Origin of the sequence: Marinifaba aquimaris (assembly GCF_013328345.1) — a bacterium.
Classification (GTDB): Bacteria; Pseudomonadota; Gammaproteobacteria; order Enterobacterales; family Alteromonadaceae; genus Marinifaba; species Marinifaba aquimaris.
Map to the genome: position 1 here is coordinate 77,666 of NZ_JABULX010000007.1, position 16,651 is coordinate 94,316.

Genomic DNA, 16,651 nt, shown 5'->3' on the forward strand with positions numbered 1-16,651 from the left:
ATTATGCATTGGCTGGAATGAAGTTGAGTGGAGCTTGATCTTTTTCATTAAAGTCAGCCCAAGACCAAGCATCTGTGTTTTCCATAATAGCTCGAAGTAGCATGTTATTGAGGGCATGGCCTGATTTATAAGAGCGCATCTCACCTAATAAAGCGTGGCCTGTCATATACATATCGCCAATAGCATCTAAAACCTTATGCATGACAAATTCGTCATCATACCTCAAGCCATTGGCGTTAAGCACTTGGTACTCATCAAGTACGACAGCATTGTCGAAACTACCACCCAAGGCCAGATTATTTGAGCGCAAGTACTCAAAGTCTTTCATAAAACCAAATGTGCGAGCTCGGCTTACTTCTCGGATAAAATTATCACTCGAAAACTCAAAATTAACGTGTTGCTTAGTAGCCGCAATAGCTGGGTGCAAAAAATCAACACCAAAATCTAATTTAAAGCCTTGATAAGGTAAAATTTCAGCCCACTTATCACCGTCTTCAACTCGAATTGGTTTATCGATACGGATAAAGCGTTTAGCAACATTAAGTTCTTCTATCCCTGCTTCTTCAATTAAGAAAATAAAAGGGCTAGCACTACCATCAACAATTGGAACTTCATTGGCATCAAGTTCAACGATGAGGTTATCGATACCTAAACCAGCAAGCGCAGACATCAAATGTTCAACTGTAGAAACTGCCACACCATTTTCGTCTGTCATACAGGTACACATACGGGTATCTGTAACGGCTTCTGGACTAACCTTTAGATCAACAACGGGATCACAATCTACGCGGCGAAAAATAATACCAGTATTAGCAGGAGCTGGACGTAAGGTCATATGAACCTTCTCACCTCTGTGCAACCCCACACCAGTATTTGATACGCTTTGTTTTAAAGTTCGTTGATAAATCATATTTAGGCGTCGTTTTTCCTATATTCTTGTTTAAATTATAGCCACTCTTGACTAAAAGGGCGGCGATCCTAGCATATCCAAGCCATTTGTAACAAATCGGATTGTTTTTATTAGTTTTAGTTCACTCTAAATCCATAAGTTTGTTATTTCTGTATCCTTTCGTATCTTCCCTGCATATATGTGCATTTGCACATTCCAATCCAAGTTCAAGTTTTAAACTTAAATTTATTTCGCTCAACGCGAAAACCCGTTTGCGGTTTAAGCCGCAAACGGGACAAAGCAGGGTGTAACCAATTCAGTTACACCGAGTGGAGAACTGCTTTAACAGCTAGAAATCTAGCCAAATAATATGTTATTTAGTCAGCTTGCTTTCTTAAGAAAGCTGGAACATCTAAGTAATCTAAGCTTTGTTGTTGTCCTGGCTGACTTGCTGGTGCTGCGGCTGGAGCAGCTTGTGCAGGAGCAGCAACACGAGATTCGATATTCACTGCCGCAGAACCGACTTCAGTGGCTGTGAAACTTGTAGCAGCTACTGGCTCTGGACGAGCACTCGGGACTAAAGAGATATCAGCTTTTCTTTCACCAATACCGGTTGCAACAACCGTTACTCTTAGTTCGTCTGACATATCTGGGTCAATAACAGCACCAACAACAACTGTCGCATTTTCAGAAGCAAATGCCTTAACTGCATTACCTACCGTTTCAAATTCATCGATACTCATATCCATGCCAGCAGTGATATTAACTAAAATACCGCGTGCACCTGATAAATCGATATCTTCTAAAAGTGGCGATGAAATAGCAGACTCAGCCGCTTCTTCAGCACGGTCTTCACCAGAAGCAACACCTGTGCCCATCATAGCTGTGCCCATTTCAGACATCACTGTACGTACGTCTGCAAAGTCAACGTTGATCAAACCAGGGCGCGTAATTAATTCTGCAATACCTTGAACCGCACCTAAAAGCACATCATTCGCCGCTTTGAAAGCATCTAATAATGTTGTGCCTTTCCCTAAGACTTTTAATAGCTTGTCGTTAGGAATAGTGATAAGTGAATCAACTGATTCAGCTAAGTGCTCAATACCTTGCTCAGCGTAGTTCATACGCTTCTTACCTTCAAAAGGGAAAGGCTTAGTTACAACGGCAACCGTTAAAATGCCTAGCTCTTTTGCAACACTGGCTACCACAGGCGCAGCACCAGTACCCGTACCACCGCCCATACCGGCAGCGATAAAGACCATATCAGCACCTTCAAGTGTTTCTTTGATCGCTTCGCGATCTTCTTCAGCACTCTTGCGACCAATCTCAGGGTTCGCACCAGCACCTAAACCTTTAGTAACTGTATGACCAAGTTGAATTGTTTGTTCAGCTGAAGAGTTACGCAATGCTTGTGCATCCGTATTCGCTGTAACAAATTCAACGCCTTCTATTGTGTGTTTTACCATGTGTTCGACAGCGTTACCGCCACCGCCACCAACACCTATGACCTTAATGACAGCTTCGTCATTATGCTCACTCATTAAATCAAACATGTTTTTCTCCACTTACCTGTTTGTTACTTTAACATTAATCTTAAAACTAAGATTCATTTTTTTACTCAGTGCAAAGCACTAAAATTCACCTTTAAACCAGCTAGTTAGGCGTTGCCACCAACCAGCACTCTCAGCGCTGGTTTCATTTGAAACGCCACTGGATAATTCAACTTTCCCGTATTGCAAAAGCCCGACGGCTGTTGCATAAGCGGGGTCATCAACATATTCCGTTAAGCCTTTAATTTGTGCAGGGCTTCCTAAACGTACCGGCATTTGAAAAACATCTTCGGCAAATTCAACCGCGCCTTCCATTTTGGCGGTACCACCTGTTAATACGACACCTGCAGCAATTTTATCTTCCAAGCCACTGCCGCGAATCTCTTCCATAACTAATTCAAATAGCTCTTGGTATCTCGGCTCGACAACTTCCGCTAGCGTATGTCTAGACATAGAACGAGCAGGTCGACCACCAACACTTGGAACTTCAATACTGTCTTCTAAGCTCACTAAATTGCGCAACGCGCAGGCATATTGCACTTTTAATTCTTCAGCATGGCTAATCGGCGTACGGAAAATTTGAGCAATATCTTTGGTAACTTGGTTACCCGCAACGGCGATAACAGCGTTGTGACGAATCGCACCGTCAACGTAAATCACCACATCGATAGTGCCGGCGCCTATATCAACAACGGCTACACCAAGCTCTTTCTCATCTTCGGTTAATACTGCATCACTTGAAGCAATAGCCGAAAACACTAAGTCATCCACTTTGAGACCGCACTTTTCGGCGCATTTGACAATGTTTTTTGACATATCATTAGCGCAAGTTACCAAGTGCACTTTCGATTCCAAGCGAACACCCGACATACCAATTGGGCTTTTAATACCCTCTTGGATATCAACACTATATTCTTGTGGTAATACGTGTAACACCCTGCGTTCAGCTGGCAGCGGAACCGATTTCGCAGTATGAATAACGTTATCTACATCCTCCTGCGTTACTTCATGTTCGCTAATAGGCACCATGCCATTTTCGTTTTGACATTGGATGTGGCGACCTGAAATACCAAGATAAACCGATGCAATTTGGCAATCTGACATTAATTCGGCTTCTTCAACGGCGCGTTGAATAGATTGCATGACTAAATTGAGATCGTTCACGCCACCTTTATCCATGCCGCGAGAAGGATGAGAACCTACACCAACAATACTAATTGCACCATCAGGTAAAATTTCACCAACGATCGCAACAGTTTTTGCTGTTCCTATATCTAAGCCAACAATTAAATCTCTTTCCGTTGTTTTTGGCATTATTTCACTCTATCTCAATTACTTAGTTTTAGTCTCTTGTTCTTCTTTAACACCCAAGGCAAAGCCGGTGTCATACCTTAAATCAACATATTCAATGTCGTGTTTAGCAGCTAATTTAGGCAACAAATCCAAAAATCGCTTACTGCGGTTTAACCAATCCTCGCGACCCAAGTTCACGTTTATGCCATTATCCAATGTCAGTGATAATGCATGACGTTCAGATAGCGCCATTTCATTAATGGCTAAACCGTATAAGCTAATTAATTCAGTTAAGTCTGAATAAATTTTCAGTGCTTCTTTTTCATCCCCTTCAGGGCCATATAGCTTAGCTAAAGCTTGTTGTAACCTGGACAAATCTGCCTGAAACACATCGCCTTGGGTGTTGAGTAAAAAATCCCCATTCCAATGCACCGCAGGTGCTTGTTCCGTTACATAAATTTTTAAGCGATTAGGCCACTCTTTTCTCACCGAAACTCGGTAAACCCAAGCAAGTGACTCAACGCGCTGTTGTACCTGGTTAACATCCAATGTAAAAAAGCTTTGTCGCATTTGAGGCCTCAAAGCCTCCAGTACATCGCTGGGTATGACATACTCTTCATGGCCTTTGACCTCGAGCTTCTCTATTGGCAATGCATTCTCATCGTGTAACCATTTGACACTGTATTCAAATAAACAAACAAGACCGATGACAGTCCAAAAAAAGAACACTAAACCAGCCCAAAACGGCCAGCCTACCTGCTGGGCTTTTTGCTGCCAATCAGCCCAAACATGCTCACTCATATTCGTTATTTAGCCGATTCCAAAATGGTGATGACCAAATCAGAAAAATCATAGCCTTTAGCTTTAGCAGCCATCGGTACTAAGCTTTTTTCAGTCATACCCGGTACGGTATTGGCCTCTAATAAATAAAACTGACCATCGGCATCACGCATTAAATCAACTCGGCCCCAACCTTCTGCGCCAGCGGCTTTAAATGCCTTAGCAGCAATATCTGCTACATAACTTTCATCTTCTGGGTTTAATCCACTGGGACAAAAATACTCTGTCGAATTGGTTAAGTATTTGGCTTCGTAATCGTAAAATTCGTTTGGCGTTTCCATGCGAATGCTAGGTAAAGCGTCACCGTTTAACATTGCAACGGTAAATTCAGGGCCATTAATAAATTGCTCAATTAAAATATTCGTGTCGTATTTCAAGGCATGCGTCACAGCAGCTTCTAATTCCGCAGCATTAGTCGCTTTATTCATACCAATGCTTGAACCTTCATGTGCTGGCTTTACAAAAACAACACCAGATAGCGTTTCAATAGCATGCTCAAAATCAAAGTTTGCTAAATCCGATTTGCTTAATTGGATAAATTTAGCAGTGGGTAAATTTAAACTTTGCCACACTAATTTAGTGCGAATTTTATCCATAGCTAACGCTGAACCGAGTACTCTAGAGCCGGCATATGGAATCGCTAAATAATCCAGTACTCCCTGAATAACACCGTCTTCTCCTCCGCGACCGTGTAAACAGTTGAAAACTCTTTTATAGCCTTGCTCTTTCAACGCAAGAGGCGATTGTGTTTTCGTATCGAACAGATGCGCATCAACCCCTTTCTCAATTAGGGCATTATGGACAGCTGTTCCAGATTTTATTGAAACATCACGCTCGGCTGAAGTACCACCGTATAGCACCGCTACTTTACCAAAGTCAGTCATTTGTCTGCTCCTTGGTGTATTGGGCCATTTTTGCCTTATCGAGCTTTAACTCTGCTAATAGCTTTGCCATACCGCCGATATTGCCCGCGCCTTGTGTGATCAATACATCATTTGGTTTCAAACTCACGGCCAATTGTCCTGGTAACTCAGCGAGCTCAGCCACATAAATTGGTTCTTGATCCGTTGTTTGACGAATAGAACGGCATAATGACCGGCTGTCAGCGCCTGCAATTGCATCTTCGCCAGCACTGTAGACTTCGAGTAATATCAACTGGTCAACTTGACCTAGTACACGAACAAAATCTTCATACAAATCACGGGTACGTGTATAGCGGTGAGGTTGATAGACCATCACTAGACGCTGCTGAGGAAAAGCAGCACGTAGAGCTTTAATCGTTGCCAGTACTTCCGTTGGGTGGTGCCCATAATCATCAAGCATTTCCACCGGCGCGTTATCTTCAGTCGCTAGATCAAATTGCCCTAAGCGTTCAAAACGTCGGCCAATGCCTTCAAACTGACCAAGTGCAGCTAAAATAGCATCATCGGCAATGCCTTCATCACAAGCAACGGCTATTGCAGCAGTCGCATTGAGCGCATTGTGTTTACCCGGTAAATTCAGCCCGACAGTTAAATCATCACCTTCTGGACGTTTAACCTTAAACTGGCAAGCTGAGCCTGTTTGCACAAAATCAACGATTTGGTAATCCACACCATCACTGAATCCATAGCTGATGTAATTACGGCTAATTTGGGTTGCTAACTCACGTACATTTTCGTCGTCAAAACATAGAACAGCAACACCGTAAAATGGCAAGTTATGTAAAAACTCACGGTAAGTTGCCATCATTTTACTGAAATCACCGTCATAGGTATCCATATGATCAGCTTCAATATTCGTGACAATGCTAACCATAGGTTGTAAGTGCAGGAATGAAGCATCTGATTCATCTGCTTCAGCTACAAGGTAACGGCTTTTACCTAATCTCGCGTTGGTGTTGGCGCTGTTTAGCTTGCCACCAATAATGAAAGTGGGATCGTAGTCAGCTGCAGCAAATAAACTCGCCACTAAGCTTGTTGTGGTGGTTTTACCGTGTGTACCTGCCACGGCAATGCCGTGACGATAACGCATTAATTCAGCTAGCATTTCAGCGCGCTGGATAACGGGAATACGCTTATCGTTAGCTGCAACAACTTCAGGGTTTTGTTTAGATACTGCACTAGAAATCACGACTACATCGGCTTGTTCAACATTAGTATCATCATGGCCAATAAAAATATGTGCCCCTTGACCTGATAATCGCTGAGTATTTGCACTCTGCGCTATATCTGAGCCTGAAACCTGATAGCCATCAGTCAGCAGAACTTCGGCGATTCCGCACATGCCGGAACCCCCTATGCCCACCATATGAATGCGTTTTACACGACGCATTTCAGGTATTTCAAAATCAGCTATTCGACTCACTTTATCCTCTATTCTTCTAACAACTTGCTGTATTAACAACAATATTGGCAACTTGTGATGTCGCGTCTTTAACGGCGACATCGGCACAAGCTTTTGCCATTTCATTTAACTGTTCTGGTAACTCAGCTAATAAAGTTAACTGCTTTACCAACTCGCCCTGCTCTAGTTCATTTTGCGGTAATAAAATACCGGCACCAGCATGAACTAAAACTTCTGCATTTCGCGTTTGATGATCATCAACGGCATGGGGTAATGGCACTAAAATACTCGGTACGCCTGCAAGGGCTAATTCAGACACTGTCAATGCGCCCGAACGACAAATAACAACATCAGCCTCTTGATAGGCCGACGCCATATCCGCAATAAAATCAGTTACAGAAATATCTGCGCCCTGCTTTGTAGCTGCGTGATAGTTTTGTTCAACCTTGCCGGCTTCATCTTTACCAGCCTGATGTAACACTCTGATTCTATTGCCTTGTCCGGCAAAGATACTGACAGCTTCTGGTACCTTTTCATTCAGGACTCTTGCACCTAGACTGCCCCCGACCACCAGCACATTGAGAGTCGGCCCCATTGATTTTGGTTTAGTGCTTTGAATACTTGAGCGGACAGGATTACCTACAATTGCATTGGCTTTTAAACCTTTAGTACCCTTAAAAGCCACCAGCACTTTATTAGCAATTTTTGATAGGACCTTATTTGTTAATCCAGCAGCCGCATTTTGTTCATGAATCACCAGTTTCTTTGCTAAAAGTTTTGCCGCAATACCACCCGGTAAAGCGGCATAACCACCAAAGCCCACCACGACATTGGGATCAAACTGGCGTATTAGCTGTATGCCTTGCCAAACAGCATGTATGACCATAAATGGTGTCAGTAACTTTCGGAGCAAACCTTTATTACGAACACCTTTAATATCTATAAATTTTATTGGATAGCCGTGATTAGGAACCAATTGAGCTTCCATACGCTCGGCTGTACCTAACCACAAAATTTCCCAGCCTTGTGACGATAATTCATCAGCTAGAGCCAAACCTGGAAAGATATGTCCTCCAGTACCACCAGCCATGATTAGGGCGCGTTTAGATTGACTCATTTTGACCCCTTTCTTTTTCTGGTAGCTTGTACTTTTTCAATTCTCAGTTCGTAATCAATACGAAGTATTGCTGCAAGCGCTAAGCTCATTACAAGTAAGCTACTGCCACCATAGCTAACTAAAGGAAGCGTTAATCCTTTTGTCGGTAACATACCAGCACTGGCACCAATGTTTACAAAAGTTTGAAAACTCATCCAAATACCAATAGCAAAAGCAAAATAGCCTTCAAATAGTCGCTCTGATTTCATTGCTCGGTTACCCAGCGCAAGGATTTTTCCCACCAGTAAAAACATAATGACAATAACGGTTAGTACACCGATAAAACCCGTTTCTTCAGCCAACACAGCAAATACAAAGTCAGTATGTGCTTCTGGTAAAAAATGCATTTTTTGAATGGAATTACCCAGCCCCATGCCAAACCAATCACCTCGTCCATAAGCCATTAAGCTTTGTGTGAGCTGATAGCCACTCCCAAACGGGTCACTCCAAGGGTCTAAGAAAGAAGTCACTCGACGCAAGCGATAAGGTTCAAGTAGTATCAAAGCGACAACGGCAGAACACCCGGCCATGAATAAACCAAAGAACTGAACAAGCTTAGATCCCGCTAAAAACAATAAGCCCACAGTTGTCATAAACATGACAATAACGGTACCTAAATCAGGTTGCAGTAATAGCAATAGTGCTAAAAAGAAGAACACAGCGAGAGGTTTGATAAAGCCTTTGATGTTTTCTTTCACCTCTTGCTCTTTTCTCACCAAATAACCAGCTAAGTAACAAAAGAAAAATAACTTAGCAGGCTCTGCAGCTTGAATATTAATCGGCCCAAGTGCTAGCCAACGGGTACTACCGTTTACTGTCTTGCCTATCAATAACACCAACACAAGTAGTGCGAAAGCGAGCAGTAGCAAATAAGGATTTTTATCTTTCCACCACTGCATTGGGACTTGCACTGCAACAGTAATCACAATGCCGCTTAAAACAATGTAAAAAATATGTCGAATAGCAAAATGAAGGGGGTTGTCATACAGCTTACTCGCCACTGGCATTGAAGCTGAAACCACCATCAATAAGCCAATAACCAGTAAACATCCGCAAAGAATAACTAACGTACGATCATAAAGTTTATGACCCTCGTTGGCATAGAAGAATTCGTGCCAAGCATCCTGTAGTTTATCTTTAACAGTGGTCTGCATCACTTGCTCAGTACTCATGACAAGGCCTCCACTGCATGCTGGAAGGCTAACCCTCTTTGTTCAAAGTTCTTGAACATATCTAAAGATGCACATGCAGGTGAAAGCAAAACAATATCACCAGGTACAATATGACCTTTTGCAATTTTCACGGCTGTTTCTAGGCCATCAACTTCTATAGCGCCATCAATTAAGTTTGCTATTTGACCGCCATCGCGGCCAAAGGTAATCAATTGTTTTACTGATTTTTCAAATGCAGGTTGTAGTGGCGTGAAGTCAGCCCCTTTACCTACGCCTCCTGCTAACAAAATTATGTTTTTGTTTTCTGCTAAGCCTTGAAGTGCCGCGAGTGTAGCTCCTACATTTGTCGCTTTTGAATCGTCTATCCATAAACAATCGAGCTTTCTGCTGACTAATTGGCAGCGATGCGCTAAACCTTGATAATTCGTCAATGCATGCTCAACGCTTTGTTGTTCCAACTGATAGAAGTCTGCCACCGCTAGTACCGCGAGCATGTTAGCTTGATTATGTTTACCAACCAATGATGTTTGGGAGAGCGAGTAGTTAACGCCAGATTTGCTAATCGCTTGTTGTGAAACAATATACCAATCTGCACCTTCTGCTGACGATAGACCAAAATGAGTTGCTTGTTTATAGTCTTTTGCCAACTCATCTTTGACAGGGAAAGTTGAGTCATCATCACGGTTATAAACAATTAAGTCAGCGCCATTAAAGATTCGACGTTTCACCAGCGCGTATTCGGCAATATCTGTATATCTATCTAAATGGTCTTCGCTGATATTTAATAACAAAGATACGTTGGCTCTAAAGCTTGGGCAGAACTCCAATTGAAAGCTTGATAGCTCCAAAACGTAGAAATCTGCATCTGGTTTATCGAGTAACAAGGTTAGAGCCGGGATACCAATATTGCCGCCAATAGCAGCACTTTGATGAGCTTGTTCAAACACGTGGCCAAGTAAACTGGTCACCGTAGATTTGCCATTTGAACCCGTAATAGCAATGATCTGCTTATCACAAGCATGGGCAAATAACTCTATTTCATTAATAAGTTGAACACCATTTGCTAACAACTTATCAAAAATAGGACCTCTTGGGTCTAAGCCAGGGCTCATCACTAAGTAGTCGAGCTTAGATAGCGTATTAAAGTCAAGTTCACCCAGATGCACGCGTTCTTGATTTAATTGCTGATATATCTCATCAAGATTGGCTAAGTTTTCTCTGGTATCAAAAACATCAGGCTCAATATTTTGAGCTAATAAAAAACGCAAACAGGACTGACCACTTAGCCCTAAGCCAAGAATGCCAAACTGTTTATGTTGATTATCGTGAAACCAGTTCATGAGAATAATGACCTAACGAATCTTCAAAGTGGCTAAGCCAACCAGTACTAACATCAAACTGATGATCCAAAAACGAACAATCACCCGCGGTTCTGGCCAACCTTTCAACTCATAATGGTGATGAATAGGTGCCATTCTAAAGATGCGCTGACCTCTCAGCTTATAACTGCCGACTTGCAAGATGACGGAAATGGTTTCCATCACAAATACACCACCCATAATGAATAACACGAGCTCTTGGCGAACAAGGACTGCAATAACACCCAAAGTAGCACCTAGTGCTAATGAGCCTACATCTCCCATAAAAACTTGAGCTGGGTACGTGTTAAACCACAAGAAGCCTAAACCGGCACCTATAATTGCTGTGCAAACAATGACTAACTCACTAGTTTGAGGAATATAAGGAATATTGAGGTACTCAGAGAAATTAGCATTACCTGTCATGTAGGCAAAAATGGCTAACGCTCCAGCAACCATCACAGTTGGCACAATCGCTAGACCATCTAAACCATCAGTTAAATTGACGGCATTACTCGTACCGACAATGGTGAAGTAAGCCACTAACAAATAAAGCGCACCTAACTGAGGTAAGACATCTTTAAAAAATGGAACAACTAACGCAGTCTCTTCTGGTTGCTGTGCGGTAAAAAACAAATATGCGGCAACGGTTATCGCGATAGCTGATTGCCAAAAATACTTCCAACGTGCAATTAAGCCTTTGCTGTCTTTTCTAATGACTTTTCGATAATCATCAACAAAGCCAATGACACCATAACTAATGACCACAAATAACGTGACCAATACATATTTATTACTTAAATCTGCCCATAACACAGAAGAAGCAACGATGGCCGCTAAAATCAGGAGCCCGCCCATTGTTGGCGTCCCTGACTTTGAAAAGTGTGATTCAGGGCCATCATCTCGGACCGTTTGACCAATTTGCATTCTTTGTAAATAACGAATGAGTTTTGGTCCAAAATACAGAGATATGAGTAATGCCGTTAAGATACTCAAGATAGAACGCATTGTCAGATATGAGAATACGTTAAAAGACGGCTCAAATTGTGTTAGCCATTCTGCCAACCAAACTAACATGAGCTAACTCCTTGTTGTGCTTGTAATGCCGTTACAACTCTTTCCATTTTGGCACTACGTGAGCCCTTAACTAACAGACATACAGGTTGTTCAGTTAACGTTTCTAAGCGCGCATTTAGGCTGTGCATCAGCTCTTCAAATTCAGAAAAATGTTTATCGTCTTCATGCTCTGATTGAGCATGTAAACTCAAACTACCTAAGGTATAGATTTCATCTATGCCTAATTTACGAGCGTATTGGCCAACTGCAGCGTGTGCATCAAATGCATACTCTGCTAACTCTCCCATATCACCCATAACAAAAATTTTGTGCCCCTTTTCTTGGGCTAATACATCTAACGCGGCTTTCATTGACGCTTCGTTAGCATTGTAACTATCATCTATGGCTAATAAATTAGCTTTAACTTGAATGCGATCAAGGCGACCTTTAACACTGTCTACCGCTTCCAATCCTTTTACAATTTGTTCGTTTGTTAAACCTAGCGCGAGTGCACATGTTGTTGCAGCTAGTGCATTGGCAATATTGTGCTGACCAGATAAATTCAATTTAACAGGGAGTACTTCGCCTTTGATATTAAGCTCGAATTGACTGGCACCATTTGCATCTACATTTAGTTCAATATTTTCAGCCGTTACATCAGCAACACTTGAGTCCATAGAAAATGCCATCATTTGAAGCTTGTCTAAACGGCTTTGCCAGCTGTGTATAAATTCACAATCAAGGTTAACTACGGCAGTGCCAGATTCAGTCAACCCGCCATATATTTCACCTTTTGCCTGTGCAACGCCTTGCAAAGAGCCAAAGCCTTCCAAGTGTGCACCTGCAACATTGTTAACCATAGCGACGTCAGGTTCTGTTAACCCTACGGTATAAGCAATTTCACCGATGTGGTTGGCACCTAGCTCAATAACGGCATATTCATCACTTTGTTCAAGACCGAGTAATGTTAGTGGAACGCCAATTTCATTATTAAAATTTCCACCTGTCGCATGGGTTTTTCCCGCTTGGACACATATTGCAGCAAGTAATTCTTTTACCGTGGTTTTGCCGCAACTCCCGGTTATTGCAACCGTTTTAACATCGGCTAAACGCTTTACTTCACGACCAAGTAGACCAAGTGCTTTTAATGTATTCTTTACAACAATTTGCGGGACTGTAGTATTCACTTCTCGTTCGACGATTAATGCACTTGCAGCAGATGCGTTTTCTATAAAGTCATGTGCATCGAATCGCTCCCCAACCAAGGCAACAAATAAATCACCTTGATTAACGGTACGAGTATCAGTAGAAACCTTGTTAATCACCTTTGCTAAAACACTTTTGTCATTCGCACAGACTAATTTACCTGAAGTAATTTCTAATACTTTAGCTAGCGTTAATGGAATCATGCTGCGGCTCCTATCAACTGGTTAATAAAGTGTCGTTCATCATAAGGGTGACGCACCCCATTAATTTCTTGATATGCCTCGTGTCCTTTGCCAGCTACCAATACCAAATCATTGGTATGGGCACATTTTAGCGCCTGTTCAATAGCGATTTGACGATTAACTTCAGTGTTATATTTAACTTGGTCAGAAAAGCCATTTGTAATGTCAGCAATAATGGCATCCGGTTGCTCAGTTCTTGGATTGTCTGATGTTACCCAGATATGATCTGCGTATTGTGCTGCTATTTTTGCCATCAGCGGGCGTTTAGCTTTATCGCGATCACCGCCACAGCCGAAAACTAAATGTAATTTCGTGCCTGTCGTTAAATGAGAACGACAGCCCTTCAACGCTTTTTCTAAACCATCTGGTGTGTGGGCAAAATCAACAATCACATTACAATGTGATTTAGAGTGAAACAGCTCCATTCTACCATTTGCACCTTTCACCCCAGCTAATGCTTTACAGGCTTGATTCAAATCCCAGTTCGGTAACTTTAGTAAACACCCCAGTGCCAATAACGCGTTATCAACATTAAAGTCTGCTAAAAGTGGTAAAGACAAATTCTGTTGCTGCGCAGCTGCTGAGACAGTTAAATCAAAACCAAGTGAATTCGGAGAAAAGTGTTGGCAGTACAAATCACTTGCGGCTGAACGAGAAACTCGTGTTAGCGTCGGTTTCTGCTTGTGCTCAGTCGTAATTTGTAAAGCCAACATCTCACCCCACTTGTTATCTGTATTGACGATGGCATGCTGTGCAGAGTAATCACTAAACAACTTGGCTTTTGCTTGAAAGTAATCATCCATATCACGATGAAAATCGAGATGGTCGTGCGATAAATTTGTAAATGCGGTTATAAGAAAAGTCAGCCCCAAGATACGCTGTTCAGCTAATGCGTGGCTAGATACTTCAATAACAACGTTACTAACACCGCTTTTTGCAAAGCGTGCTAAATGGCGATATAAATTAATTGCGACAGGTGTCGTATTGGGGTTAGCAATATCCAATTCACTTGAATACATGCCCAACGTACCTATGTAAGCGTTTTTACCTGGCTCATTTTGTTCAAGGCATTGATAAATTAAATCTGCAGTAGTGGTTTTGCCATTTGTGCCAGTAATGCCAATAAGTTTTAGATCTGCGATATCACCTTGATAATAGGCTTTTGCTAGCTGGTTTTGTTTATCTGCTAGTTGATAAACATTCACAACCCATGCGTTGTATTGTTGATAGCTTTGGCCGTGCTTAGCTATATGCTCAGTTTCTCTGAGAATAAGCCCTGCGCCTTGGGCAACCGCTTGTTCAATATAATCACGGCCATCATTGTGCTGCCCAATAATCGCAACAAACACATCACCTTGTTTTATCGATCGAGAATCTAGCTGTAAGTCGTTAACTGAGATTTCAGGTAATGAACAGTTTAAAACGGACTCAAGATGTAGAAGGTTAGACACTAGGTGTTCCCTCCTGATGCTGAGCAATTTCTAAGGTTTTTTCTGGTAACTGATCTGGATTTTGATTAAGGATTCGAAGTGCGCCAGATACTACTTTACTGAAGACGGGGGCAGCGACGTCGCCACCGTGATATTCATCGCCTTTAGGATCATTAATGACAACAACGGTTGCAATTTTAGGGCTAGACATAGGCGCAACACCAGCAAAGGTTGCGTAATAATCATGACCATAACCACCTGCAACAGCTTTTCTCGATGTGCCTGTTTTACCAGCAATTCTAAACCCTTTAACGGCAGCTTTGATACCAGTGCCGCCTTCTTGAGTCACTTTTTCCATCATTTTCAAAACTTGATTGCTGGCTGTTGCGGAAAAGCGCCTTTCACCTTCATTCGGCTTGTCGAGCTTTAAAATGGAAAGAGGGCGTTGAATGCCCCCAGCTGCAATAGTTGCGTAAAAGTGTGCGATTTGTAATGGGGTGACAGACAACCCATAACCAAATGACAGTGTGGCTAACTCGAAGTCTGACCAGCGCCTCCGATCATAAAATACGCCAGCACTTTCACCTAAAATCATACTGCCAGTATCAGAACCAAATCCCGCGTTGTAATAGGCATCTAGGTAATGTTCAACTGGCATGGATAACGCTAATTTAGTCACCCCGACATTACTCGATTTTTGCAGAATCGACACAAGATCCATTTCGCCATAATTTTTAGAGTCGCGAACACGTCTACCACCAATTTGCATCCAACCTGGTGCAGTATCAACCATATCTGTGGCTGCTATCGAACCAAATTCAAGAGCTGAAAGAACCACAAGGGGCTTGATCGACGAGCCAGGTTCAAAGTTATCAGTAACAGCGCGATTTCGGGAGTTTCTCGATGTCAATGTCGAGCGATTATTTGGATTAAAAGAAGGGCTATTAACCAAAGCTAAAATTTCACCACTGGTGACATCTATCATCACCAGTGAGCCTGAATCTGCACCGTGGTATTTGACTGCTTTTTTCAATTCTTGATAAGCAAGTGCTTGAATACCTTGATCGATAGACAAGTAAACATCTTTTGCAGGTTTAGACTCTTCCTCATCAAGAACTTTGATGACACGGCCCCTTGCATCTTTTAATACATGTCGTTTGCCTGCTTCACCCGTTAAGGCCTCATTAAACTGCTTTTCAATGCCTTCGATACCGTCATCATCAACATTGGTAAATCCCACTAAGTGGGCACTTACTTCACCGTAAGGGTAATAACGCTTTGATTCTGCACGAGTGTAAACACCAGGAATATCAAGTTGCTCGACATACTCAGCCATTGATGGCGGAATATGACGACCAAGGTAAATAAAGCGTCTCTGTTTTTCGATAGCCGTTTCTACCTTCGCGAGCAATTTGTCATGTGGCTTATTAAGCACTTCAGATAATGCGCGCCATTGGCGAGTTTTTTCTAGTCCTTGATGTTGACCAATGACTTTTGGGTCGGCCCAAACCGTATTAACAGGCGCACTGATGGCAAGCTCTAAGCCGTTGCGATCTTTAATCATGCCGCGATGAACTTGATTGGCCAAAAAGCGGTGAGTACGTCTATCACCTTGTTCACGCAACATTTCAGGATCTATCACTTGGATATAGGCAGCACGAAACGCAAGGCCGGTAAAGACCAAGGCAACAGCAGCAAAAACAGTATAAAACCGCCAATTGCTTATTTGCTTTTTCTGTTTTGCGTTACGTTTATTCATTCTGCTGTGATAACCACTTCGTCCTTCCTTTCAGGACGTTTCATTTGCATTTGTTTACGTGCAACTTTTTCAACTCTGCTGTGTTCAGACAGTGCGTTGTGTTCTAACAACATATGTCGCCAGTCGACATCTAGTGTGTCTTGTTCATCTTGCAGCTGTTGTAGCTGCGTATTTAAATCTCGGTTTTTCCAAGCAAAATAAATCACCGAATAAGCACTGGTTAATACTGCTAAGATCAATACTATGATGACCTTATGTGCCCACCAATCAGACATAATAACCCAAGCTAAATTAGGCTGTTTGCTTTTATCTTTTTTCGGCTTAACCGTTTTATCTTGCTTGCTTTCTTTACTCATAAAGTCACTTGTTTTTGAC

14 protein-coding genes are annotated in these 16,651 nt (G+C 42.2%); all 14 read right to left on the bottom strand.

Features of this window, described 5'->3' with window-relative positions; genetic code table 11:
• Nucleotide 1: 1 nt before the first annotated feature.
• Complete coding sequence (gene lpxC / locus HR060_RS06835) at nucleotides 2-910, bottom strand: UDP-3-O-acyl-N-acetylglucosamine deacetylase (protein WP_174199545.1); 909 nt, start codon at nucleotides 908-910, stop codon at nucleotides 2-4.
• A gap of 356 nt (nucleotides 911-1,266) precedes the next feature.
• Nucleotides 1,267-2,442 carry a cell division protein FtsZ gene (gene ftsZ / locus HR060_RS06840; RefSeq protein WP_174199546.1) on the bottom strand — a complete coding sequence of 392 codons (1,176 nt, stop codon included), beginning with the start codon at nucleotides 2,440-2,442 and terminating at the stop codon, nucleotides 1,267-1,269.
• A 78-nt stretch (nucleotides 2,443-2,520) separates the two neighbouring features.
• Entirely contained in the window at nucleotides 2,521-3,753 is a 1,233-nt protein-coding gene (ftsA, locus tag HR060_RS06845; RefSeq protein ID WP_174199547.1) for a cell division protein FtsA, read from the bottom strand.
• Nucleotides 3,754-3,771: 18 nt separating this feature from the next.
• Nucleotides 3,772-4,533, bottom strand: a complete 762-nt coding sequence (locus HR060_RS06850; protein WP_174199548.1) for a cell division protein FtsQ/DivIB — start codon at nucleotides 4,531-4,533, stop codon at nucleotides 3,772-3,774.
• 5 nt (nucleotides 4,534-4,538) lie between these two features.
• Nucleotides 4,539-5,456: a D-alanine--D-alanine ligase gene (locus tag HR060_RS06855; protein WP_174199549.1), complete on the bottom strand. Its 918-nt coding sequence runs from the start codon at nucleotides 5,454-5,456 to the stop codon at nucleotides 4,539-4,541.
• Entirely contained in the window at nucleotides 5,449-6,885 is a 1,437-nt protein-coding gene (murC, locus tag HR060_RS06860) for a UDP-N-acetylmuramate--L-alanine ligase (RefSeq protein ID WP_246283112.1), read from the bottom strand. Before murC ends, HR060_RS06855 begins: the two co-directional genes overlap by 8 nt.
• A gap of 49 nt (nucleotides 6,886-6,934) precedes the next feature.
• Complete coding sequence (gene murG, locus HR060_RS06865; protein WP_174199550.1) at nucleotides 6,935-8,014, bottom strand: undecaprenyldiphospho-muramoylpentapeptide beta-N-acetylglucosaminyltransferase; 1,080 nt, start codon at nucleotides 8,012-8,014, stop codon at nucleotides 6,935-6,937.
• Complete coding sequence (gene ftsW, locus HR060_RS06870; RefSeq protein ID WP_174199551.1) at nucleotides 8,011-9,225, bottom strand: cell division protein FtsW; 1,215 nt, start codon at nucleotides 9,223-9,225, stop codon at nucleotides 8,011-8,013. Before ftsW ends, murG begins: the two co-directional genes overlap by 4 nt.
• On the bottom strand, nucleotides 9,222-10,565 hold the full coding sequence (gene murD / locus HR060_RS06875) for a UDP-N-acetylmuramoyl-L-alanine--D-glutamate ligase (RefSeq protein WP_174199552.1): 1,344 nt from the start codon (nucleotides 10,563-10,565) through the stop codon (nucleotides 9,222-9,224). Before murD ends, ftsW begins: the two co-directional genes overlap by 4 nt.
• Nucleotides 10,566-10,577: 12 nt before the next feature.
• The gene (mraY, locus tag HR060_RS06880; RefSeq protein ID WP_174199553.1) at nucleotides 10,578-11,660 is read right to left on the bottom strand and encodes a phospho-N-acetylmuramoyl-pentapeptide-transferase; all 1,083 of its coding nucleotides are present in this window, start codon (nucleotides 11,658-11,660) and stop codon (nucleotides 10,578-10,580) included.
• On the bottom strand, nucleotides 11,654-13,048 hold the full coding sequence (locus HR060_RS06885) for a UDP-N-acetylmuramoyl-tripeptide--D-alanyl-D-alanine ligase (RefSeq protein ID WP_174199554.1): 1,395 nt from the start codon (nucleotides 13,046-13,048) through the stop codon (nucleotides 11,654-11,656). The genes mraY and HR060_RS06885 overlap by 7 nt, the downstream gene beginning before the upstream one ends.
• On the bottom strand, nucleotides 13,045-14,538 hold the full coding sequence (locus HR060_RS06890; protein WP_174199555.1) for a UDP-N-acetylmuramoyl-L-alanyl-D-glutamate--2,6-diaminopimelate ligase: 1,494 nt from the start codon (nucleotides 14,536-14,538) through the stop codon (nucleotides 13,045-13,047). Before HR060_RS06890 ends, HR060_RS06885 begins: the two co-directional genes overlap by 4 nt.
• The gene (locus HR060_RS06895) at nucleotides 14,531-16,276 is read right to left on the bottom strand and encodes a penicillin-binding transpeptidase domain-containing protein (RefSeq protein WP_174199556.1); all 1,746 of its coding nucleotides are present in this window, start codon (nucleotides 16,274-16,276) and stop codon (nucleotides 14,531-14,533) included. The genes HR060_RS06890 and HR060_RS06895 overlap by 8 nt, the downstream gene beginning before the upstream one ends.
• Entirely contained in the window at nucleotides 16,273-16,632 is a 360-nt protein-coding gene (gene ftsL / locus HR060_RS06900; RefSeq protein ID WP_174199557.1) for a cell division protein FtsL, read from the bottom strand. Before ftsL ends, HR060_RS06895 begins: the two co-directional genes overlap by 4 nt.
• Nucleotides 16,633-16,651: the final 19 nt, after the last annotated feature.

What these genes read in the sequence shown, in the direction of transcription:
- lpxC (WP_174199545.1), bottom strand. Translation starts at nt 910, where the DNA reads ATGATTTATCAACGAACTTTAAAACAAAGCGTATCAAATACTGGTGTG.
- ftsZ (WP_174199546.1), bottom strand. Translation starts at nt 2,442, where the DNA reads ATGTTTGATTTAATGAGTGAGCATAATGACGAAGCTGTCATTAAGGTC.
- ftsA (WP_174199547.1), bottom strand. Translation starts at nt 3,753, where the DNA reads ATGCCAAAAACAACGGAAAGAGATTTAATTGTTGGCTTAGATATAGGA.
- HR060_RS06850 (WP_174199548.1), bottom strand. Translation starts at nt 4,533, where the DNA reads ATGAGTGAGCATGTTTGGGCTGATTGGCAGCAAAAAGCCCAGCAGGTA.
- HR060_RS06855 (WP_174199549.1), bottom strand. Translation starts at nt 5,456, where the DNA reads ATGACTGACTTTGGTAAAGTAGCGGTGCTATACGGTGGTACTTCAGCC.
- murC (WP_246283112.1), bottom strand. Translation starts at nt 6,885, where the DNA reads ATGCGTCGTGTAAAACGCATTCATATGGTGGGCATAGGGGGTTCCGGC.
- murG (WP_174199550.1), bottom strand. Translation starts at nt 8,014, where the DNA reads ATGAGTCAATCTAAACGCGCCCTAATCATGGCTGGTGGTACTGGAGGA.
- ftsW (WP_174199551.1), bottom strand. Translation starts at nt 9,225, where the DNA reads ATGAGTACTGAGCAAGTGATGCAGACCACTGTTAAAGATAAACTACAG.
- murD (WP_174199552.1), bottom strand. Translation starts at nt 10,565, where the DNA reads ATGAACTGGTTTCACGATAATCAACATAAACAGTTTGGCATTCTTGGC.
- mraY (WP_174199553.1), bottom strand. Translation starts at nt 11,660, where the DNA reads ATGTTAGTTTGGTTGGCAGAATGGCTAACACAATTTGAGCCGTCTTTT.
- HR060_RS06885 (WP_174199554.1), bottom strand. Translation starts at nt 13,048, where the DNA reads ATGATTCCATTAACGCTAGCTAAAGTATTAGAAATTACTTCAGGTAAA.
- HR060_RS06895 (WP_174199556.1), bottom strand. Translation starts at nt 16,276, where the DNA reads ATGAATAAACGTAACGCAAAACAGAAAAAGCAAATAAGCAATTGGCGG.
- ftsL (WP_174199557.1), bottom strand. Translation starts at nt 16,632, where the DNA reads ATGAGTAAAGAAAGCAAGCAAGATAAAACGGTTAAGCCGAAAAAAGAT.